Here is a 21,971-nt window from a genome sequence, read left to right as displayed (position 1 = left end):
TCTATAAATAGTATTATCAGAACTTCCTCCACACCATCTTATTCACGATCCCCACATAACTCTGTATAATCTTCACCACCTTCGTGCTCACGTTCTCGTCCACGTAATCAGGAACAGGAATACCGTGCTGTCCATCCTTGCAAAGTTCCACCGCCAAATCTACTGCCTGTAACAAACTCTTCTCGTCAATTCCGGCAATGATAAAGTCTGCCTTGTCGATAGCCTCGGGGCGCTCAGTGCTTGTGCGAATACAAACTGCCGGGAAAGGATGTCCCATCGAGGTAAAGAAAGAACTCTCCTCCGGGAGTGTACCGCTATCACTTACCACGGCAAAAGCGTTCATCTGAAGGCAATTGTAATCGTGGAAACCAAGCGGCTCATGCCGGATCACACGAGGAGCAAGTTGAAATCCACTGGCCGCGATACGATTGCGACTACGCGGGTGACAACTGTAAAGTATCGGCATATCGTACTTCTCTGCCATCTTGTTGATGGCGGTGAAAAGCGACAAGAAATTCTTCTCTGTATCTATATTCTCCTCCCGATGAGCACTCAACAAGATGTATTTGCCTTTCTCCAACCCCAGGCGTCGATGCACATCGCTGGCTTCAATCTCTGCAAGATTCTCGTGAAGCACCTCGGCCATGGGCGACCCCGTCACGTACGTGCGTTCCCTAGGCAACCCGCAATCAGCCAAGTAACGACGAGCATGTTCGGAATACGCCATATTCACGTCAGAGATGATATCTACTATACGACGGTTCGTTTCCTCCGGTAGACATTCATCTTTGCAACGGTTTCCCGCCTCCATGTGGAATATCGGGATATGCAACCGCTTCGCCCCTATCACTGACAGGCACGAGTTGGTATCTCCCAGCACGAGCACCGCCTCAGGTTGCAACTGCACCATCAATTTATAACTGGCGTTAATGATATTTCCCATCGTCGCTCCAAGATCATCGCCGACCGCATCCATGTACACCTCCGGATCTGAAAGTTTCAAATCCCGGAAAAACACCCCGTTCAGGTTATAATCGTAATTCTGCCCCGTGTGGGCAAGTATCGTGTCGAAATACATGCGACACTTGTTTATTACCGCCGCCAAACGGATAATCTCCGGACGCGTTCCCACGATGATCAACAACTTCAACCGACCGTCATTCTTGAACGCCACGGTTGAATAATCATATTTTACTTCCATCTATTCTAAAAAATTTATTTTACCGGCTCAAAATAAGTATCCGGTTTCCCCGGGTCAAAAGCCTCGTTCGCCCACATTACCGTTACAAGGTCATCCGTGGCACTGAGATTAATTATATTGTGCGTGTATCCTGGCAACATATGTACAGCCTCGATCTTCTCGCCCGAAACCTCAAACTCGATCACCTCGTCCGTCCCGATCTTCCGCTCTTGAATTAACCCGTGACCGCTCACCACGATAAAAAACTCCCACTTCGAGTTATGCCAATGTTGCCCTTTCGTGATTCCCGGTTTGGAAATATTCACGCTCACCTGACCGTGATTAAAGGTGCGCAAAAGCTCCGTGAACGACCCGCGGTCATCCGCATTCATCTTCAACGGGAACGCCACCTTCCCAGCCGGTAAATAGCTCAAGTAAGTGCTGTACAATTTCTTGGCGAAACTCCCGGGGGCAATATTGGGCATCACCAGCGTCCGGGGCTGTTCCTTGAAGGTTTCCAGCAAATCGACAATCTCGCCCAGCGTTACCTTGTGTGTTGTTGGCACCGCACAATAACGTCCCCCCGGCATTAACACGGTTTCCACACCCTCGAACTCGCAATGATGTTCCTCGTCCCGAAGTGCGGCAATCATCTCGTCCACCAGGTCATCGATATACAACAATTCCAACCCTGTCGAGCGATCGTTCACTTGAACGGGAAGATCGTTAGCGATATTGTTACAAAAAGTTGCCACGGCGCTATTGTAATTCGGGCGACACCATTTGCCAAATAAATTAGGGAAACGATACACTAACACCTTCGCACCCGTTTCCTCTGCATAACGGAAAAACAACTCCTCTCCCGCCTTTTTAGACTCCCCGTATAGACTCCCGGCGTAACGTCCCACCATGGTGGCTTGTATAGAACTGGCAAGCATTACCGGGCAAGTGTTCCCGTGCTTCTTCAACGTTTCCAGTAAAGTTGAGGCGAAACCGAAATTTCCCTCCATGAACTCCACCGGGTCTTTCGGGCGATTCACCCCGGCAAGATTGAACACGAAATTGCACTCTCGACAGAACCTATCCAGTTCTCCCGGGTCCGTGTCAATATCATATTCAAAAACGGCATCAACCGCCACATCACCATAACAACGAGCCTTGCCCGCCTGTATGTTGCGCAATTGGGACACGAGATTCCGCCCCACGAAACCACGTGCTCCCGTCACAAGTATATTCATAAGATTTCCGCTATTTACAACAGAAAAGATCTACCCACACCCAATACTATTACTACCCCTTGTGAAAGTATGAACCTTTATAAAAAAATCAAGTATTCAATCTCTTCTCAATCCAAAATTAGATATGTATAATTTATTCCGACTTAATTTCTGTCGTTTTTCCCCTTTCTTCCAACCCAAGATCCTCACGGATAAAACGCAACTTCAATAATAAATTCATCATTCCCTCCACATCTAGACGAGTCGTGTTGTGCGAGTGATAATCCTCTATTCTCGCCATGTCCTCGTTCCCCTCCGTGAAAAACTTGTCGTAATTCAAATCCCGGGTATCGCAAGGGATACGGTAATAATCCCCCATGTCTATCGCCTTCGCCATCTCCTCCCGAGTCACCAGCGTTTCGTATAATTTCTCCCCGTGACGTGTGCCAATCACCTTCACCTCCGAGTTCGTCTTGTACAGCCGCTTCAACGCCGATGCCAACACCTCCAATGTCGCCGCCGGCGCTTTCTGCACGAACAAATCCCCGTTATGACCGTGCTCGAAAGCGTACATCACCAGGTCCACCGCATCATCCAATGTCATCATGAAACGGGTCATATTCAGGTCCGTCACCGTGATCGGTTTCCCCGACTTGATCTGCTCCACCCACAACGGGATCACGCTCCCACGGCTTGCCATCACGTTACCGTAGCGAGTGCAACAAATTGTCGTCGCTGCCCCCTCTCCCAACGCCCGTCCCTTGGCAATCGCAACCTTTTCCATCATCGCCTTCGAGATTCCCATCGCATTAATCGGGTAAGCAGCCTTGTCCGTCGACAACACCACAACGTTCTTCACCCCGTGGGCGATCGCCGATTCCAACACGTTATCCGTCCCGATCACGTTTGTCTGCACCGCCTGCAACGGAAAAAACTCGCAACTTGGCACCTGCTTCAACGCTGCCGCCGCAAACACGTAATCCACACCCATCATCGCCCCGTCTACCGATTGCCTGTCCCGCACGTTGCCGATATAAAACTTCACCTTCGGGTTTTGTAGCTGATGACGCATATCATCCTGCTTCTTCTCGTCACGACTGAATATCCTGATCTCCTTGATATCCGAATTCAAGAATCGTCGTAATACCGCATTACCGAAAGAACCTGTTCCCCCAGTAATCAACAAAACTTTGTCTTTAAAAATGGACATATTTAACTAATTATATTTTACTCCTAAGTCAATTTTATTGAGTGATTTTTGCCACCTCCACCACTTCACGAACTCTCCGACTCCTTCTTTCAACGCTACTCTCGGCTTGTACCCCACTTCACGCTCCAGTTTCGAAGTGTCAGCGTAAGTCTGGTACACGTCACCCGGCTGCATCGGCAAGTATACCTTCTCCGCTTTTTTGCCGAGGGCATTTTCCAAGCACTCGATGAAATCCATCAATTTCACAGGTGAGGAACAACCGATGTTATAAACCTCGTGACGGCGATCCCCGTCGCTTTCCGGCACTTTGTCCAACACCCGTATCACTCCTTCCACGATATCATCAATGTAGGTAAAATCACGACTCAAATCCCCGTTATTAAATACCTTGATCGGTTCACCATTCTCGATTGCCCGCGCAAAAAGCATAGGTGCCATGTCCGGACGCCCCCATGGTCCGTAAACCGTGAAGAATCTTAATCCTGTAGCGGGTATCCCATAAAGTTTGGAATAACAACTCGCCACCAACTCGTTCGCTTTTTTCGTGGCGGCGTACAGGCTCACGGGATCGTCCACTCGGTCATCTTCCGAGAAAGGTACCTTGTCATTCGCCCCGTACACGCTACTCGAGGAAGCGTAAACCAGGTGTTGTATGCCGTGGTGGCGGCAACACTCCAAAACGTTCACGAACCCCACGAGGTTACTATCCACGTAAGCAAACGGGTTCTCGATAGAGTAACGAACCCCTGCCTGTGCCGCCAGATTGATCACCCGATCGAACTTCTCCCGCACGAACAGTTCCGGCAATCGTACACGATCCTCCAGGTTCATCAACACGAAACAATACAAAGGGTATCTCCCGCTCCACGCCAATTTCCCGGGGGCAATATCTTCCCGCTTGATCCCCGTTTCCGCCAACCGGGCGTACTTCAAGTTCACGTCATAATAATCGTTGATGTTATCCAACCCGATCACTTCATCGCCCCGTTCCAAGAGGCGTTTCACCACGTGGAAACCGATAAAACCGGCCGCTCCCGTTACTAGTATTCTCATTTATTTATTAAACTATCAATCCCTCTTGAAAACATCTCTCGTGTACACCTTCCCCGCCACCTCATCCAAGCAAGCGTCATACCGGTTGGCAATAATCGCCTGACTCCGCTTCTTGAACTCGGCAAGATCATTCACCACCTCGCTACCGAAGAACGTCGTACCGTCTTCCAACGTCGGCTCGTAAACGATCACTCGAGCTCCTTTAGCCTTCACCCGTTTCATCACCCCCTGGATGCTAGACTGGCGAAAGTTGTCAGAATTCGCCTTCATCGTCAAACGATAAACTCCAATCGTACAAACATGTTCCCGGGAAGCGTCGTAATCGCTGTTCGACTTGTAATAACCCGCCATCTTCAACACTTGGTCTGCAATAAAATCTTTCCGTGTCCGGTTGCTTTCCACGATCGCGCTCATCATGTCTTGCGGAACATCCGCGTAATTCGCCAACAGTTGCTTCGTGTCCTTCGGCAAACAATACCCACCGTAACCGAAACTCGGGTTATTATAGTGATCACCGATTCTCGGGTCAAGACAAACGCCCTCGATGATTTGCCGCGTGTTCAACCCTTTCAATTCGGCATAAGTATCCAACTCGTTGAAATAACTTACCCGTAAAGCCAGGTAAGTATTCGCGAATAGCTTCACCGCCTCGGCTTCCGTGCTACCCATGTAAAGCACGGGTACGTCTTTCTCGATGGCACCATCCTTGATTAGAGCGGCAAACTGCTTCGCTTTCTTTTCCACTTCCTTGTCCGATTGCTCGTACCCCACGATGATTCGAGAGGGATAAAGGTTATCGTAAAGCGCCTTACTCTCCCGCAGAAATTCCGGGGCAAAGATGATATTCCTCGTCTTGAATTTCTCTCGCACGTTTTTAGTGTAACCAACTGGAATCGTACTTTTAATAACCATAATAGCATTCGGGTTCACTCGCGTCACCTTCTCGATCACGTCCTCCACTGCCGACGTGTCAAAAAAATTCTTTTGACTGTCATAATTGGTCGGGGCAGCAATTACCACGAACTCGGCATCCCTGTACCCCATCTCCCAATCCGTGGTGGCACGAAGGTTCAAAGGTTTCGTTGCCAAGTACTCCTCTATATAATCATCTTGAATAGGTGATCTTTTACTATTCACCAGTTCAACACGCTCGGGCACAATATCCACGGCTGTCACCTCGTTATGCTGGGCCAACAAGGTTGCGATGCTTAAACCGACATAACCGGTTCCTGCTACTGATATTTTTATCATGTGTTAATAATTGTTGCTAGTTTTATTACCCTCTGCAAACTCCCGTTTCGCCAAAATATAAAAAACCTCCGATACCAAACCAAAATCCGCATCCTGCCCCGCTTGCCGGAAGCACTCGATTCTTTTATCCTCCTCACGCTCCACGCTAACCCGCAAACGAGCCCGTTCTTCCTCCAACCGTTTATAATCTTCCTCGGGCAACATCATCGCCCCAACCACGTCATCATACAAGCAAATAGCATCCCACCAAGACAACAACACACCACGAGCACCACCTCGAATATATCCCAAGGCCTCCGTGACCAAATGCCCTGCAAGTTCCCCACACGCCTCATCTCCGGCAAAATAATAACAATTACATAGCATCCGGCAAATATTCGGTGTCCGACAAGGCAACGAGATCTTGCCGTTCCCCCGTGCCGACAGTATCCGGTACGCCGCGTCCAAACCGTTTTTCAAGTAACCCAAGTCCGAGTACAACTGGTAGACATCCATCTTGTCCGCCGCGTAACCGGCACGGGTATCCACGGGAACATCACCGTTCAACTGTCCGGGGTACAAGTGAATGATTGATTTCGCTCGCTCGTGGATAGCACCGGGAGTGCCGAAATCATTCTCCAACCATGGGTATACCCGTACCATAGAGTACATCGTCAGGTAACCGTGTAACAAACCGGACAATAATGCCGGGGGATACAACCGGAAATCAAGACTGTCCAGTTGCTTGTACAATTCGTGAAATAAACCTTTTTCCATCTCTATTTCTTGATTCACGATTTTAGATTTATGATTTTAATTGTACTTCTTGACTCTTTTTTAATCATAAATCGTAATTCATAAATCTTAAATTAATTGTTTCTCTCTATTTTTTCAAGGAATGAACCCGGGATATAAGACGTGGCAATCGATGCAACACCATCCAAACGGATTACCACCCGCTTGTGACCTCGCAAACGCACCAGTTCTCCTTCCAACCCCACTAACGGACCTTTAATCACTCGAATCCGATCTCCTCGCTTCAAGTCTTTATTCAATACCTCGATTCCGGCGGCAGAAAAATCCAACAAGAACATGAAATCTTCCATCTGTTTGTCGGGAACGATCAAGGAGCGACGACCTTCGATATCCTTCAAGTAAACAATATTCAGGGAATACTCGTTGAGCAAGGAGAAACTCGTCACTTTATCCGTACGGATAAAAATCATACCGTGAATCAAAAGGACACGAATCGTTTTCCGACCAAACGGGGTATCGCGAACTTGCTCCTCACGCGGGAGAAAATTCTCGATTCCCAATTCATCCAATTTCTTCTTGATCACCAATTCTTGGTTCACTCGCGTGTAAGCGACATACCAATGCAATTTCTTATCCTCGATCATGTAATTGTTTATTCTATCAGCCGACCGGACGCGCTTCGCGCACTAACCCTATTACCGGTCCTGATTTATTGCCATGTGTTTCATGCGCCCCACTTAAACAGTGTTATATATTATAGACGCACGAAAGCTGTTTTGATAAACGATATTTCATATCAACAAACCATCGTTTAATGGCATTAACAATATTTGCTCACTAACAAAATTCACAAAAACATAATCACTTAATTACGAGAAATAAAAAATGTCACTGGAAATATTTGCGGAAAATAAAAATGATGTATATTTGCAGCGCATTAAACGATCATTTATTAATTCACAAATTGAATTATGAAATAACAAAGTATCAAATAGATACGACACATTCTTGTAAACATTTGAATGATCATTGCACAATCATTGCCTAACCACAAAAATCCTGCATATACACATCATAAATATAGCATAAACGCAAATTTACGTCTATGCTACGTTCATGATTCGTTCATGCTTCGAACTTGAGGTTAAGTATCGATAGACTTAGTATGGCGAAAAGATATACTACGAGTCCTTCATCTTCTGCAAATACCCCTCCGAGAATATCCGGCGGCTCCATACGGTCTGCATGATTCCCCGTAAAGCCAGATAAACAAGAAACGAAAGCCATAACATGTGATTGTTCGTGGCCCCGGAACAGGTATAATATATAAGGAAGAAAGCCCCGGCAGCAACCAACATCGCCCACAACATGTATCGGGTAGCCGTGGCTCCTATCAAAATACCGTCCCATAGAAAAGCGGCAAATCCTGCCAAGGGAATTGCCAGAACCCAGTAAAAATAATGGCTTGCCGTTTGAATCACTTCCCAGTCATTCGTGAGCAAACCGAGAAAACCTTCTCCCCCGACTACATATAAAACGGTAAACACCAAGGATAATCCCACGCCCCAGCCGAATAAAGCCCGTACTGCCTGCCGCAACCGGCGAAGATCACAAGCCCCCACGTAACGTCCGGCAAGAGCCTCTCCCGCGTAAGCAAAGCCATCCATGATATAGGAGAATAAGGTAAACAACTGCATTAACAAAGTATTGACAGCCAAAATCACATCCCCCTGCCTTGCTCCCGTGGAAGTGAAAAATGTAGTTACCCCGATCAGGCACAAGGTACGCAAGAAAATATCACGGTTCACGGCAAAGAATCTACGCATGGCAAGCAACTGAAGACTCCCCTTGAATTTGATAAGCGGTCGTAACTCCTTAAAATTAAACCACCAAAGTCCGGCAGCCATAAATACCCCGCTATACTGGGCTATTACTGTTCCCAACGCCACCCCCTCGACTTTCATCCCGAACACGAAAACCAGACACGCACTGCACAAGATATTGATCACGTTCATCACGATAGCGATATACATCGGGTAGCGGGAATTTTGCATCCCGATAAACCACCCCGTGAAACCGTATTGTGCCAGCACGGCAGGTGCCCCCCAAATGCATATCCGAAAATAGGTAACGGCGTATCGTTCTACTTCTGCACTCGTGTCCAATAACCTGAAAGCCAACCGTTCTATGGGATATTGCAGTATCAACATCATCACGGCGGAAATCAGTCCCACGCTCACCGCCTGCACGAGAACCCGCGTTTCTGCGTCTTGGTCTTTTCGCCCGTATGCCTGTGAGGTCAGTCCACTGGTTCCCATCCGCAGAAAACCGAAATTCCAGTACAAAATATTAAACAATAATCCCCCCACCGCGATAGCACCGATAAAGGCGGTAGCCCCCAAATGCCCCACGATCGTCACGTCCACCAATCCCAACAAAGGAACGGTGATATTCGACACGATAGAAGGAATAGCAAGACGAAGTATTCTACGATTCATTGCTTGTACCCGATTGTCTGCCGTTCCGAAATCATACTATCCAACATTTGCGGGGTGAACATCTCCACGTCCTGCTTTATAATCGAATAAGTATGCTCCGTGTCATTCATCTTTCCATTCTTTGCCAAACGTTGTATCCGGTTACGAATCATCATTTCCGCAACCAGTTTTATCAAACGGGCACTCGCGTGACTTCGTTTCTTGTTGTTCACGATATAGGAAATAAACTGAGCCATATGCTGTTGTGCCGTCCGGGTCATACGGGTATTGTCCGTTGCCAGATCCCGTTTGAGTATTTCCATTAACTCCTCCTCCGTGTAGTCCTCGAAAACAAGAATATTAATCATGTCGGAAACCTTCTCCACCTCGTCGTTAATAATCTGACGGGGCGGGTCCTGTTTGGCGTAAATCACGTTATAAGCCCCCGGTTGAGTCGCCAACTGGTTCACGAGTATAGCCCTTACCCGATCCCGGAAACCGGAGATTTCATTCAGGCTACTGGAATCTTCGTCGAAGAAGAACAGTCCCCCCTTGGATTGTAACAAGGCAACACCGATACTCTGCACGGCATCCTCCTCCGTCAACCCGATCAGACGTTCCACCTTAAAGCTGGTCACCTCGCTCTTGTCTATAATTCCCATGGCCTTATAAATACGGGCGATAATACGTGCAACCGTTCCCTTTCCCATACCGGAATTACCGGTAAAACACCATTGCAGGGACAGACGGGTATTTAGCTTGATCCCTTGTTGATTGTAATGACGAGCCAGATCCACGAAATCATGAATTTGTTTTTTAAGCTTCTCTTGTCCTATCATGTGATCCAAATCCTTCAAGGCCGCGGTGATTGACTTCTCGTCAAAAGTATCCTTGTAGGAATTGGGAAGCTCGGAAGTTGCAGTGGGTATATCCGCTGCCATCAACGTCGTGATCTCTTTCCGGGTAAGTTCCCTCTCTTTTCTAATCTTCATGGTGCGGGCAGACAGGTTGTGAATGGCCTTATCCACCATCTTATCGACAAATAGAGCATTCCCGAAATATTTATCATGTTCTTTGCATACCTGTGTGACCAAAGCATGGAATGCCTCTTTCGCCTTCGGGTGCAAAGTGTAATTCTTCTCGGTTATCTTCTGGACGGCTATTTCCAGCAACTCTTCCGGCGTGTAATCGGCAAAATGGAAGTGATACGGGAAAAGCGTCTTCACTCTCGGGTTCCCAGCAAGCGCCTTGTCCATTTCATCAGGATCGCCACTCAATATCACGATGGTATCCCCGTTATCCGCGGGCGACAATTGCCCGAAAATAACGCTTAATGCCGAAGCTCCCGCGCTGTCTTGGAATAATGTATGAGCGTCTTCCAAGAAAAGGATACCACCCCTCGCCTGTTCAAACACGTACATGGCAATCTGTTGAGGCGGAATAGAACCGTCGCCGATAAGTTCCCCCCTGCTCCTGACCGTTACCATGGACGTTTGCAATATCCCCGCGGACTCGAATATCTCCCCGAGCATACGTGCCACGGTAGTTTTTCCCGTTCCCCGGTTCCCGGTAAACAACATGTGTAGAGGCGGAATCACATCGGCATAACCGTGTTTCTGTCTTTCCCGGATAAAATAAATATAATTGATATAGCTGATCAAGCTGTTTTTCAATTCCTTCGAGCCGATCATCCCGTTAAACGCGTCTACCGATTTATTCGGATCGGGCTGCTCGAGGGTTTCGATATCCTCTACCTTGAGCAACATCATATCCTCTTTCGAGCGAGTACCCTTGTGATTCGACATCAAGCGCTTTGCCATCCGGTTCGCGGCATCGTTCAATCGTTCCTCTATAAACCTGCCGTTATCGAATCCCGAATCTTTCACGGTACAGCAATCCTTCAGCATATTAAAGAATTTGTTCTCCGCCTCCGGCGTAAACTTGAATTGCCTTCTTTCCAGCATCTGGCGGGTAATCTCCATCAATTCATCCGCCGAATAATCGTCAAAGATAAACTGGTAAGGGAAACATTTCTTCATACCCGGGATTCCATCGGAAATAGCCTGCAAAGGCATCCCGTCACCCGCCATGACCACCACCAGAGGCGGTTGTTCCTGTTCCAGTATTCCCAACAACACGGTAAAAATACGCATCGCCGGATCGTTCGGGTCATTCGTCGGGTACAATTCGTCAGCATCCTCTATGTAAAGGATTCCACCCGTACTCTTCGCGATGGCTTCCCGAATTAATTGTTCTTCCACCGCCATTCCCGGACGGGAAAAATCTTCCCGTTTATATTGATGTATTTTCCCGTTCGCCAAAACACCCGAATGGTAGAGAATCTCTCCCACGATCCCGGCAACCGTGTGTTTACCGGTTCCCGGGTTACCCATAAAGATCATGTTCATCAGAGGAAGTTTATCACTGAAGCCGTTCTCCTGCCGCATCTTCACGAACTCCGCCAACTCGTAAACACGGGTAATTTCTTCTTTTACCTTACGTAACCCGACCAGTTGGTACAAACGGGACAGTGCCTCCTCCTTGTCTTGGGGTGTTGACGGCATACCCGCCGCCTCGTGCACCTGACCGTTCACCGCGGCTATTTCGTCGGCGAAATTATAGGGCACATCCTGTTCTCCGATGGCAAACTCCAGTTGAATCACGGGTTGATCGAAGCACGATACTTCTACCCGGTATTCTCCTTCCTCCCAGAAATTCTCCAGCCCGGCTCCCAGATCCAAGGCGAAACAAAGCAAACGCTTTCCCTCCCGGTTCGGGATATAGTAATTTCCTTTAGCTACCCGATTCGCTTTCAACATCCCGCTCGAGTCAAAAATATTTATCATGAATTCATACGTCCATTCGTCGGACAAGAAATTCTCCGCCACGAGATAGAAACGCACGTCTGTCAACCCTTCCCCGGCAAAAGCCCGAAATGAATGAGGTCGTTGTACATCGGGAGCCTCCTCCACGCATTTATCCAAACCGATATCCAATAATTGGAAATAATCACGATACAGATCGTGCGATTCCAACAGATGTATTTCATCGGACAAGCCCGCCTGCCCGTTGATAACCATTTGCACCCGGTAAACACCCTCTTTAAGAGTAAAACCGGTGAAGTCTTCAGCAGAGAAATCGGTCGAAAACCTGAAAACAGGTTCCACCTCCGGAATGGTAACCTTTCCCCCCTTTTGCGCCACGAGCTCAGGTTGCTCCCCGTTCATATACACGAGAGCGGCAACAATCTTCGCGTCCCATGCCTTTTCATCAAATTGTTTATTTATTATTTCCGTATCCACGTACAACCTCTCCACCTCGTTCAACCGGAAAACCGTGCGATAACGCTTGTTCCCGGCGAAATCAATGCTCCCGCTACAACTCGTTCGAATACTTTTGAATTTAAAATTTATATCTGTAGCAGCTTGATTTTTCGACACTTTTGTGCTTTTTGCTTTCCCTGCCATAATCGTTTATTTATATTTTTATTACTCTGTCACCCCCTCCGCTTCTCTTCGCTTCCAAAATTAGCTTTATTTTTGACAAAAGACTATTTTTGCATCGTTTTATTTAAAATCAAAAAGTATGCTAAAACATATCGTCATGTGGAAACTCAAGGAGTTTGCCGAAGGAAAAACAAAAGTGGAAAACGCGATCATCATGAAAGAAAGTCTGGAAAGACTCGTAGGCATCGTTCCGGAAATCAAATCGCTGCAAGTCGGTATCAACGAGAAAAATTCCGATATGGCATACGATGCCGTTCTTATCTCGACCTTTGAAGATGCTGATGCACTTGCCCGCTACAAAGTCCACCCGGAACACGTGAAAGTAAGCGATTATTGTAAAAAGATCCGTGAAAGCCGGGTTTTCGTGGATTTTACCGATTAAATTACACTCTGCCTCAAGAACCTGCTCAGACGTTCCTGATAGGAACGTCTATACATCCGCTTGATTTTATCGTCCAAAAACGAACGGTCTATCAACTTATCAATCAGTGGATTGTTATCCGAGAACATCTTGATAATTGCATCCCGTTTTTTAGGTAATACACCTGTCCGGTTGGCAAATGTGATAAAATCTTCTTTGCACGGGTGACCGCTATTGTGGTAAACCTCAGAATGTTCACTTTCCGGCATCAGACCACCTTGCAGTGCAAAATCCTCGTCCCGCACGTGAATGGATGTATTCATCAAGTCATAAGCGGGAGATAATAGGTAGTCACCGTTAGCAGATTGTTGCAATGAAAAGTTTTTCAAATGAGCATCGCCATTGGCAAACAGATAGTTAAATATAAGGAGCGTAAATAACTTGCTCATTTCCACCTGCCACGCCGACACGTTGGCTTTCAATAGTGTAGCTACATCCTCGTAGCTTCCCGTGTATTTGTAATCCTTGCCATGAGTGAAAGTTGTTTTTTGTGCCAATGATGAAAAATCTTCCTGCTTGATTTTATTACCATTAATATCAAAGTCAAAACGCTTGGTAATATATGCCGCATCCCCGTTTGCAAAAAAGAGTAGCCCGTTTTCGGCAACATTTATCTTGTAGACTTGCTTGGCTATTTGCATCGTCAAGTGTTCATTGGCAGGAATAAAGTTACGAAAACGCAGATACTTGTAGTTCGGCATAGGCTTAATTATATATCGCCCCTGCTGTCCGGTCGGGGTAAGTATAATTTTCCCATTCTCCACAATAGCCGAAAGTTTCTCTTGCACTCCCGATACGGATATTTGATTAATGCTTTCGATAACCTCCAAGCAATCCGCATCATAATTGAAATCCAGCACGGGTGAAACCTTTTTCCCGTTAAATAGATTTTTCCGACAAGCAGGGCTATACGTGTCGAACCCCGGAATCAAATTGCCGGGACAAACTTCAATATTTATCATATCTTTTTTACCGTTATGGCCCCTATCGTGTCAGTGTGAGCCGTTGCTAATAATAACCCGAAAGCATCGTTCTCGTCAATTTTCAGAGTCTGACATTGGATGGCTTTATTTGTCCCCTCCGAAAGCATATTATAAAAGAACGGAAAAAGTTCTTTCGACAAAAATTCACGTTGACTTTTCGGAAATGACAGACTGATTGCTGTTTGCTCCTTGTTGAGCAAGAACGAATCATCATAACGAAAAATATATACTCCATGCTCTGTTTCCGTCAACGTTCCGGCCAACACACCATTAGCGTAAACTTCCGCTTGTCTCATTTAATTACCTCCTTCACTTTCAGTAATAATTCCAACCCCAGTGTATCCGCGATTTTAGTCAGCGTACGAACAGAAGGATTGCCTTTGCCTGTCTCTATACTTTTGATTATCCGCAGGCTTACTCCGGAATAATCTGCCAAATCTTGCTGAGTCAATCCCAACAAAGCCCGACGTTCTTTTATAATTGAATAAAAAATCATAGGTGCATTATTTTGCCTTTTATCAACAAAAATAATATTTTTATTTGACAAAACAAACGAATAGTGCATTATATTTCACCCGAACATGCTCCTGCATCCCGAAACAGAATAAAAAAAAGAGAGATTCAAACTAATTTCGAATCTCTCTTTTCGGGGGAGCGAAAAACGGGGCTCGAACCCGCGACCCCGACCTTGGGAAGGTCGTGCTCTACCAACTGAGCTACTTTCGCATGAAAGTGAGCGAAAAACGGGACTCGAACCCGCGACCCTAACCTTGGCAAGGTTATGCTCTACCAACTGAGCTATTTTCGCATTCAAACTAACTTCAGAACTCTCGTGAGGTGTTCCTCGATTGCGATGCAAAAGTAATACCTTTTTTCTAAAAGCAAAAAAAATGACCGATTTTTTTTAGAGAAATCGGTCAAAACTCCACGTACTAATTATCTACTTAACCTGAATCGTTCTGCTTATTTTACTCTTCTCCTCGTTCTTCGGCATTGTAATTTCCAGAATACCATCCTTGTACGAAGCTTCAGCCTTCCCCACGTTATACTTGTCTTCGGGCAGCTCTACCGTACGATGAAAAGAAACGGAAGAAAATTCTTTTCTCAGAAATTTTTGATCTTTATCCTTCTCCTCTTTCTCCTCCCTCTTCTCGCACGAAATCGTCAAATAACCGTCCTTGTACTCCAACTTAATGTCATCCTTGTTCATTCCCGGAACTTGAAGATCCAATGTCAAAGTTTTCTCGTTCTCCTTCACGTTAAGAGCCGGTAACCTCCTCTGCTCTGTCGTCTCCCCGTAAGGCCATATAAAATCATCCAGTAAAGATGAATAGAAAGGCCTTAAATCATTGTTTCTTTTTACGATACTCATAAATAATTCTCCTGTTATTTAGTTTAGAAATTATATGCCATTATACGTCTTCCTCGAGCATCCGGTTTCAAAAAGAATACGTAATAATCCGTCCGGTGACTTGTTTTCTGCCGTATATTTAGTAATTTCGACTCGTCAAAAAAGTTATGAACCGTAAAATTGAATATTGATATCATTTTCAATCTTCAGTTTTCAATTTTTCAATTAAATTATGGCAATTATTAGAGAACTAAACGGACACACCCCGAGATTCGGGAAAAATTGTTTCTTGGCAGAAAATGCCGCCATTATCGGTGAAGTAGAAATGGGCGACGATTGCAGTGTATGGTACGGTGCTGTTTTAAGAGGCGATGTACACTATATAAAAATAGGAAATAACGTCAATATTCAGGATAACGCAACAATACACGCTACTTACCAAAAATCCCCGACCAATATAGGGAATAACGTATCTATCGCCCATAACGCGGTTGTACACGGGTGCACGATCCACGATAACGTACTTATCGGAATGAGCGCCATCGTGCTGGACAACGCTATTATCGAAAGCAACTCTATCGTGGCAGCCGGAAGCGTGGTTACCAAAGGAACTGTAGTTGAATCCGGATGGGTATACGCGGGTGCTCCTGCCAAAAAACTCAAACAAATGGGACCGGAATTATTACATAATGAAGTGGAGCGCATTGTCAACTCCTACGCTATGTATGCCAGCTGGTACAAATAATAATTGAAAATGGAGAATTGAAAATGAAAGATTCTCCATTCTAAATTTTAAATTCTAAATTTCAAAAAATGAGCGTTATTGTTTCTCCCTCGTTATTATCTGCAGATTTTCTGCATCTTTCCAAAGATATTGAAATGGTAAATCAAAGTGAAGCCGATTGGTTTCATCTGGATATCATGGACGGCGTTTTCGTGCCGAACATCTCGTACGGTCTTCCGGTAGTGGCTCAAATCAAGAAAGCAGCCCAAAAACCTCTGGATGTACATTTGATGATCGTGCAACCCGAAAGATACGTGGAAGCATTCCAGAAAGCCGGAGCCGATATTTTAACCGTGCATTATGAAGCCTGTACCCACCTCCACCGGACAATTCAACAGATAAAAGCACAGGGAATGAAAGCAGGAGTTTCCCTTAATCCCCACACTCCCGTTATGCTTCTGGAGGATGTCATCCGGGATATCGACGTGGTATTACTCATGAGCGTAAACCCCGGTTTCGGTGGCCAGAGTTTTATCGAGGAAACCATCAATAAAGTCATTAAATTAAAGAAATTAATCCGGGAAACAGGTGCGAAAACTTTAATCGAAATTGATGGCGGTGTAAACTTCGAAACCGGACAACGTCTGGTAGATGCAGGCGCGGATGCTTTGGTCGCGGGAAGTTTCGTTTTTAACTCCCCCGATCCGATGGCAAATATCAAAGGACTCAAAAAATTGTAAATTGTAAATTTTAGATTTTAAATTGAACTATATCTCGAAATTTAAAATCTAAAATTTAAAATCTAAAATGAATAGCGTGGAAGCAATCATAAAACTTGAAAACGCGGTCATCCGCCAACAACAAAATACCATATTGAAAGAAGTCTCGTTAGAGATTGCCGAAGGGGAATTCGTGTATCTGGTAGGTAGAGTAGGTAGTGGAAAAACGTCCTTACTAAAAACTCTGTATGCCGAACTCCCCTTGAAATACGGTAATGGTGAAATAGCGGGCTACAAATTGAATAAATTAAAAAAGTCACAGGTTGCTTATTTGCGCCGCAAATGCGGTATCGTATTTCAGGACTTCAAGTTACTGACCGACAGGAATGTTTACGCCAATTTGGAGTTTGTTCTAAAAGCCACGGGATGGAAAGACAGGAAAGCGATTCGCGAAAGAATTAATGAAGTGTTGGAAAAAGTCGGTTTACCCGACAAACGGGATAAATTCCCTCACCAATTGTCCGGCGGGGAACAACAACGCGTAGTTCTTGCGCGAGCATTACTTAACGCCCCTCCCATCATTCTAGCCGACGAGCCGACAGGTAATATTGATCCGGAAACAGCCTATCAATTGGTAGAACTCTTGAAAGACATCTGTGATAGCGGAAAAACGGTAATCATCGCCACACATCAATACGATTTAATCCATCGCTTCCCCGGACGAGTCTTCCGGTGTGAAAATGGAACATTGCACGAAGATTTTTCTTTTGCCCTTCCCCCTGTCATAATACCGGAAACAGAAACAGAAACAGAAACAGAAACAGAAATCCTTAGCGAAATCGAAGAAACGGAAACAGAAATGGAGATAAAAGTAGAAGTAAGTATTGATGCCGAGGTTATAAACGAACCGGAAAAGACTCCCGAAAAGGACAAGAAAAAAGATGATGACAACGATTCGGATATCGTTGGGTTTGAATTAATTTAATCTGTTAAATATGAATTTTATTAAACTTATTCTGATTTGGACAAGTTTGCTGTTATTTTCAAACTTGTCCGCACAGGAACATCCTCTATGGATGCGTTACCCGTCCATAGCACCCGACGGAAAGACAATCGCTTTCTGCTACAAAGGAGATATTTTCCTTGTAGACGCTACCGGAGGTAAAGCTACACAGTTGACAACCCATCCCGGCTATGACTATCATCCGATATGGTCGCCGGATAGCAAAACTATCGCGTTCACTTCCGGACGTGACGGGGGGATGGATCTCTACACGGTACCGGTAAATGGCGGAACCCCTACCCGTCTGACGACGTTTTCCGGCAGTGCTACCCCGGAATGTTTCACGAATGACGGGAAAAATATTCTTTTCCGCGGCTCCCTTTTACCGGATCAAAAATACGGGCAATTCCCATCGGGAGGACAAGTATATTCAGTACCCGTGACCGGAGGTCGTCCGAAACAGGTATTGACTTTTGAAGCCTACGATATCTGTTTCTCGAAAGATGGTAATAAAATGTACTACCATGACTTGAAAGGATACGAGGACGAATGGAGAAAGCACCATACTTCTTCCGTGTGCCGCGACATTTGGGAGTATGATTTGAAAAACGGAGAATTTAAAAACCTGACAAACAAACAGGTAGAAGACCGCAATCCCGTGTTGGCGGCAAACAATAACACGCTGTATTTCCTAAGTGAACGTTACGGTAGTTTCAACGTGTGCAAAATGTCTTTAGACAACCCGCAAACAATAGAACAAGTAACGAAATTCACCAAACACCCGGTTCGTTTCCTTACCCGCTCGAATGAAGATGTATTGTGTTTCTTCTTTGACGGGGAAATCTATACCATGACTCCCGGCAAACAACCCAAAAAAGTGAACGTCAATATCGTGATGGACGACCCCGTCCCGGCTGTCAGTAAAATGAGTTGGTCCAACGGAGCGAGAGAAGTTGCCGTATCCCCGAACGGGAAAGAATTTGCCGTTGTCATCCGCGGTGATATTTTTGTTGCCAACGCTGAATTCGGTACCACCAAACGCATCACGAACACTGCCGCCCAAGAGCGCAACGTGAATTTCTCGCCGGACGGACGTTCCCTCGTGTACGCGTCCGAACGTGACGGACAATGGAATCTCTACATTTCCCGTATCAAAAACGCTGATGACCAATCTTTTGTTTACGCTCGTGAAATTGAAGAAGAACAACTCACGAAAGGCGGACAGGCTTGTTTTCAGCCTCAATTCTCCCCGGACGGGAAAGAAGTTGCCTATCTCGAAAACAGAACCGAAATCAAGGTACTTGATTTAAAAAGTAAAAAATCGAGAACCGTTTTACCGGCTAAATACAATTATTCTTACGCCGACGGGGATCAATCCTTTGAATGGTCACCGGACGGGCGTTGGATTCTGGCACAATTCTTCGAGGAAGGTGGTTGGCAACACCCGGACATCGCCCTCGTGAAAGCGGATGGCAAAGGAGAAATACATAATCTGACGAATAGCGGTTACACCGATGCCAATCCCCGTTGGGTGATGGGTGGCAAAGCTATTATCTGGTACACTGACCGCCAAGGTTTACGCAGCCACGGCAGCTGGGGAGCACAAGGTGATATCTACGGGCTTTTCTTGGATACCGATGCTTATGACCATTTCATCATGAGCAAGGAAGAACGGGCATTGGCTCAAGAACTGAAAGCCCAACAAGCTAAAAAAGAAAAGGCCGATACCTTGAAGAAAAACGATAAACAAGGCAAAGACACGAAGAAAAGCAAAGAATCCCCCGCCCTTCCTGAACTGAATTTCAACTTGCAAAACTTGGAAGACCGGATGATTCGTATGACAATTCACTCCTCCAACTTAGGGGATGCCATATTATCCAATGACGGAAACAAGCTGTACTATCTGGCTGCATTTGAAGGTGGTCACGATTTATGGGTGCACGATTTCGAGAATAACACGACCCGCATCTTATCAAAAACGGGACGCCGCGGAGCATTAGAACTGTCGAAAGACGGGCGTACCCTTTATTTATTATCCGGCGGACAGATTTTCACGGTAAATCAAAGCAACGGGCAACTGAAACAATTGAATTACAAGGCTGATTTCGAGTGGAAACCGACAGAAGAACGTGCAAGTCTGTATAATCACGTGTGGCAGCAAGTGACAGATAAATTCTATGATAAAGACTTCAAAGGAGTTGATTGGCCATTTTATAAAAAAGCCTACGAACGTTTTCTGCCGCATATCAACAATGATTATGATTTTGCCGAACTTTTGGGTGAGATGCTGGGAGAATTGAACGCCTCGCACACGGGTGCCCGGTATTACGCCCGTTCAAATCGTGCGGCTACGGCTAACTTCGGTGTATTCTTCGACCAGCAGTTCAACGGTGACGGTTTAAAAATCAGCGAAATTATTGAACGGGGACCACTGGATTTATCCGGGGACAAGATTACGGCAGGCATGATCATCCGGAAGATTGACAATCAGGATATCAAGAAGGGTGAAGATTACTTCGCTTTACTGGAAGGCAAAGCAGGAAAACGCACGATGCTAACTATCTACGACCCGATAAAGAAAAAAGAGTGGGAAGAATACGTGAAACCTATTTCCGCCGGCATGTTGAATCAATTATTGTATCAACGGTGGGTGAAACAGCGCCAACACATGGTGGACAGCCTGTCAAACGGGCAAATCGGTTACATTCACGTTGCCTCTATGGATAGTCGCAGTTTCCGGAAAACATATTCTGAATTATTAGGTCGCTATCGGAACCGGAAAGCGGTTATCATCGACACCCGGTATAACGGGGGCGGCTGGTTGCACGAGGATTTGCTGCATCTGTTAAGTGGTAAACAATACGCGGAATTTGTTCCCCGCGGACAATTTATCGGTATCGATCCGTTCGCACAATGGACAAAACCTTCAGCCGTGCTGATTAGCGAAAGCAATTACAGTAACGCGCATGGATTCCCGTGGGCTTACAAAGAACTGGGATTGGGTAAACTGATCGGTATGCCTGTCCCGGGAACAATGACTGCCGTGTGGTGGGAAACCATGATCAATAATGTCACATTCGGTATTCCACAGGTGGGTATGAAAGATAACCAAGGTCGCATTCTCGAAAACATGCAACTGGAACCGGACATTAAAGTGTCTAATGATCCTGCAAGTGCAATGCAAGGACGTGATTTACAAGTTGAAGCTGCCGTGAAAGATTTGTTGAAGCAAATTAAATGACATGCTTATAAATAAAAAAAGTGGCGGGGAATCTTCTCCGCCACTCTTTTTATAGGGGTATTACTACTTTTTAGAAATCAACAACCAAGCATCCGCGAATTCCGGGTATTGCTCACGAATCCGCAACAATTCAGCCCGAGCGGGAGCCTCCTCGTCAAATCCGGCAATACTCACCCGACTCATTCCGGCTTCGTTCCGCATAATGATACTGGTATATCCCATTCCGTTCAGTTTATTCCGCAAATTGATAGCGTTATTTTGATCTCCAAAACTTCCCACTATCACGTTATAACGTTTCAAAACATCCCCGTGCGTCATGGTTACCTTCTCCTCTTTCGAAACAACCGGTTTCGTGTTCTCTTTCTTGGTGGTCGTAGTTTGGGTTGTGGCTTGCACATCCTCTTTCACAACAACATTTTCAGTTTCCTCCTCCTCGAAAGGTGGTGCGTACACACGTTTGTTCGTACCGCAACTGACAGTTATAAATGCCAGTAATATTACAGATACAATAATTTTCATTTTTCCCAATTTTAAATGTTATCCAATTTTTTCTGTCTTTGAAAAAACAAAATTAATGATAATAACAACACTCCGATACATTTTTGAAATATTTTTCTATTCTCCGCCCTCAACCCTTCATGAATATCGCTAATCAAATAAAGTATAATTTCTTTATACCCAAAAGTTTCAAAAAACCAACGATTAATAACACTACAAATATAAAAGATATCTGGAAACTTTTACTTAAAATTATTTTTTATCTAATATTTTTATTCACAAGCAAGAACGCCTAAATATCTTAATGATTTTGTTATCATAAAAGAATCAAGAAGATAGGTGTTATTAATCGTTGGTTTAAAGATACGGCATTTGTATGAGAGAGGAGTTCAATATCAACAC

18 protein-coding genes, 2 tRNA genes and 1 pseudogene are annotated in these 21,971 nt (G+C 45.4%); 5 read left to right on the top strand and 16 right to left on the bottom strand.

What is annotated here, in order from left to right; all coding sequences use genetic code 11:
• Nucleotides 1-16 precede the first annotated feature (16 nt).
• From ACK8P8_RS20330 to ACK8P8_RS20290, 9 genes are all read right to left on the bottom strand, one after another.
• Nucleotides 17-1,201 (bottom strand): UDP-N-acetyl glucosamine 2-epimerase, encoded by a 1,185-nt coding sequence (locus ACK8P8_RS20330; protein ID WP_410026199.1) that lies wholly within the window; start codon nt 1,199-1,201, stop codon nt 17-19.
• Nucleotides 1,202-1,215: 14 nt separating this feature from the next.
• A complete protein-coding gene (locus tag ACK8P8_RS20325) occupies nt 1,216-2,418 on the bottom strand; it encodes a capsular polysaccharide biosynthesis protein CapF (protein ID WP_410026198.1) in 1,203 nt (400 codons plus the stop codon).
• Between the two features lie 133 nt (nt 2,419-2,551).
• Nucleotides 2,552-3,607 (bottom strand): polysaccharide biosynthesis protein, encoded by a 1,056-nt coding sequence (locus tag ACK8P8_RS20320; protein WP_410026197.1) that lies wholly within the window; start codon nt 3,605-3,607, stop codon nt 2,552-2,554.
• A 6-nt stretch (nt 3,608-3,613) separates the two neighbouring features.
• Nucleotides 3,614-4,660 carry an NAD-dependent epimerase gene (locus ACK8P8_RS20315; RefSeq protein ID WP_410026196.1) on the bottom strand — a complete coding sequence of 349 codons (1,047 nt, stop codon included), beginning with the start codon at nt 4,658-4,660 and terminating at the stop codon, nt 3,614-3,616.
• Nucleotides 4,661-4,675: 15 nt separating this feature from the next.
• Nucleotides 4,676-5,911, bottom strand: a complete 1,236-nt coding sequence (locus ACK8P8_RS20310; RefSeq protein WP_410026195.1) for a nucleotide sugar dehydrogenase — start codon at nt 5,909-5,911, stop codon at nt 4,676-4,678.
• Between the two features lie 3 nt (nt 5,912-5,914).
• The gene (locus ACK8P8_RS20305; protein ID WP_410026194.1) at nt 5,915-6,685 is read right to left on the bottom strand and encodes a hypothetical protein; all 771 of its coding nucleotides are present in this window, start codon (nt 6,683-6,685) and stop codon (nt 5,915-5,917) included.
• A gap of 74 nt (nt 6,686-6,759) precedes the next feature.
• Nucleotides 6,760-7,290 (bottom strand): UpxY family transcription antiterminator, encoded by a 531-nt coding sequence (locus ACK8P8_RS20300; protein ID WP_410026193.1) that lies wholly within the window; start codon nt 7,288-7,290, stop codon nt 6,760-6,762.
• A gap of 537 nt (nt 7,291-7,827) precedes the next feature.
• Nucleotides 7,828-9,144: an MATE family efflux transporter gene (locus ACK8P8_RS20295; RefSeq protein WP_410026192.1), complete on the bottom strand. Its 1,317-nt coding sequence runs from the start codon at nt 9,142-9,144 to the stop codon at nt 7,828-7,830.
• Nucleotides 9,141-12,590 carry an AAA family ATPase gene (locus tag ACK8P8_RS20290; RefSeq protein ID WP_410026191.1) on the bottom strand — a complete coding sequence of 1,150 codons (3,450 nt, stop codon included), beginning with the start codon at nt 12,588-12,590 and terminating at the stop codon, nt 9,141-9,143. The genes ACK8P8_RS20295 and ACK8P8_RS20290 overlap by 4 nt, the downstream gene beginning before the upstream one ends.
• 118 nt (nt 12,591-12,708) lie before the next feature.
• Between ACK8P8_RS20290 and ACK8P8_RS20285 the strand changes: the two genes are divergently transcribed.
• The gene (locus tag ACK8P8_RS20285; RefSeq protein WP_099292527.1) at nt 12,709-13,011 is read left to right on the top strand and encodes a Dabb family protein; all 303 of its coding nucleotides are present in this window, start codon (nt 12,709-12,711) and stop codon (nt 13,009-13,011) included.
• Here ACK8P8_RS20285 and ACK8P8_RS20280 read toward each other — a convergent pair.
• The 6 genes from ACK8P8_RS20280 to ACK8P8_RS20255 all read right to left on the bottom strand — a co-directional run bounded on the left by ACK8P8_RS20280 (nt 13,008) and on the right by ACK8P8_RS20255 (nt 15,405).
• Nucleotides 13,008-14,012, bottom strand: a complete 1,005-nt coding sequence (locus ACK8P8_RS20280; protein WP_410026190.1) for a type II toxin-antitoxin system HipA family toxin — start codon at nt 14,010-14,012, stop codon at nt 13,008-13,010. The genes ACK8P8_RS20285 and ACK8P8_RS20280 overlap by 4 nt on opposite strands.
• The gene (locus ACK8P8_RS20275) at nt 14,009-14,329 is read right to left on the bottom strand and encodes a HipA N-terminal domain-containing protein (RefSeq protein ID WP_410026189.1); all 321 of its coding nucleotides are present in this window, start codon (nt 14,327-14,329) and stop codon (nt 14,009-14,011) included. The genes ACK8P8_RS20280 and ACK8P8_RS20275 overlap by 4 nt, the downstream gene beginning before the upstream one ends.
• Nucleotides 14,326-14,529, bottom strand: a complete 204-nt coding sequence (locus tag ACK8P8_RS20270; RefSeq protein ID WP_099294559.1) for a helix-turn-helix transcriptional regulator — start codon at nt 14,527-14,529, stop codon at nt 14,326-14,328. Before ACK8P8_RS20270 ends, ACK8P8_RS20275 begins: the two co-directional genes overlap by 4 nt.
• Before the next feature lie 157 nt (nt 14,530-14,686).
• Nucleotides 14,687-14,759, bottom strand: a tRNA-Gly gene (locus tag ACK8P8_RS20265).
• A 9-nt stretch (nt 14,760-14,768) separates the two neighbouring features.
• Nucleotides 14,769-14,841: transfer RNA gene (locus ACK8P8_RS20260), tRNA-Gly, on the bottom strand.
• 132 nt (nt 14,842-14,973) lie between these two features.
• Nucleotides 14,974-15,405 (bottom strand): Hsp20/alpha crystallin family protein, encoded by a 432-nt coding sequence (locus ACK8P8_RS20255; protein ID WP_176555073.1) that lies wholly within the window; start codon nt 15,403-15,405, stop codon nt 14,974-14,976.
• A gap of 211 nt (nt 15,406-15,616) precedes the next feature.
• Between ACK8P8_RS20255 and ACK8P8_RS20250 the strand changes: the two genes are divergently transcribed.
• The 4 genes and pseudogenes from ACK8P8_RS20250 (at nt 15,617) to ACK8P8_RS20235 (ending at nt 21,071) form a co-directional block, all read left to right on the top strand.
• On the top strand, nt 15,617-16,129 hold the full coding sequence (locus ACK8P8_RS20250; protein ID WP_410026188.1) for a gamma carbonic anhydrase family protein: 513 nt from the start codon (nt 15,617-15,619) through the stop codon (nt 16,127-16,129).
• A 68-nt stretch (nt 16,130-16,197) separates the two neighbouring features.
• Complete coding sequence (rpe, locus tag ACK8P8_RS20245) at nt 16,198-16,848, top strand: ribulose-phosphate 3-epimerase (RefSeq protein WP_410026187.1); 651 nt, start codon at nt 16,198-16,200, stop codon at nt 16,846-16,848.
• Nucleotides 16,849-16,915: 67 nt separating this feature from the next.
• Nucleotides 16,916-17,584: pseudogene (locus ACK8P8_RS20240) on the top strand (cell division ATP-binding protein FtsE); the annotation flags it as partial.
• Between the two features lie 238 nt (nt 17,585-17,822).
• Entirely contained in the window at nt 17,823-21,071 is a 3,249-nt protein-coding gene (locus ACK8P8_RS20235; RefSeq protein ID WP_410026186.1) for a S41 family peptidase, read from the top strand.
• A gap of 63 nt (nt 21,072-21,134) precedes the next feature.
• Here ACK8P8_RS20235 and ACK8P8_RS20230 read toward each other — a convergent pair whose 3' ends face one another.
• On the bottom strand, nt 21,135-21,590 hold the full coding sequence (locus tag ACK8P8_RS20230; protein WP_099292534.1) for an SPOR domain-containing protein: 456 nt from the start codon (nt 21,588-21,590) through the stop codon (nt 21,135-21,137).
• Nucleotides 21,591-21,971 lie beyond the last annotated feature (381 nt).

This window comes from Butyricimonas muris (assembly GCF_046365375.1).
Lineage (GTDB): Bacteria > Bacteroidota > Bacteroidia > Bacteroidales > Marinifilaceae > Butyricimonas > Butyricimonas muris.
This window is presented reverse-complemented; position numbering and strand designations above follow the sequence as displayed.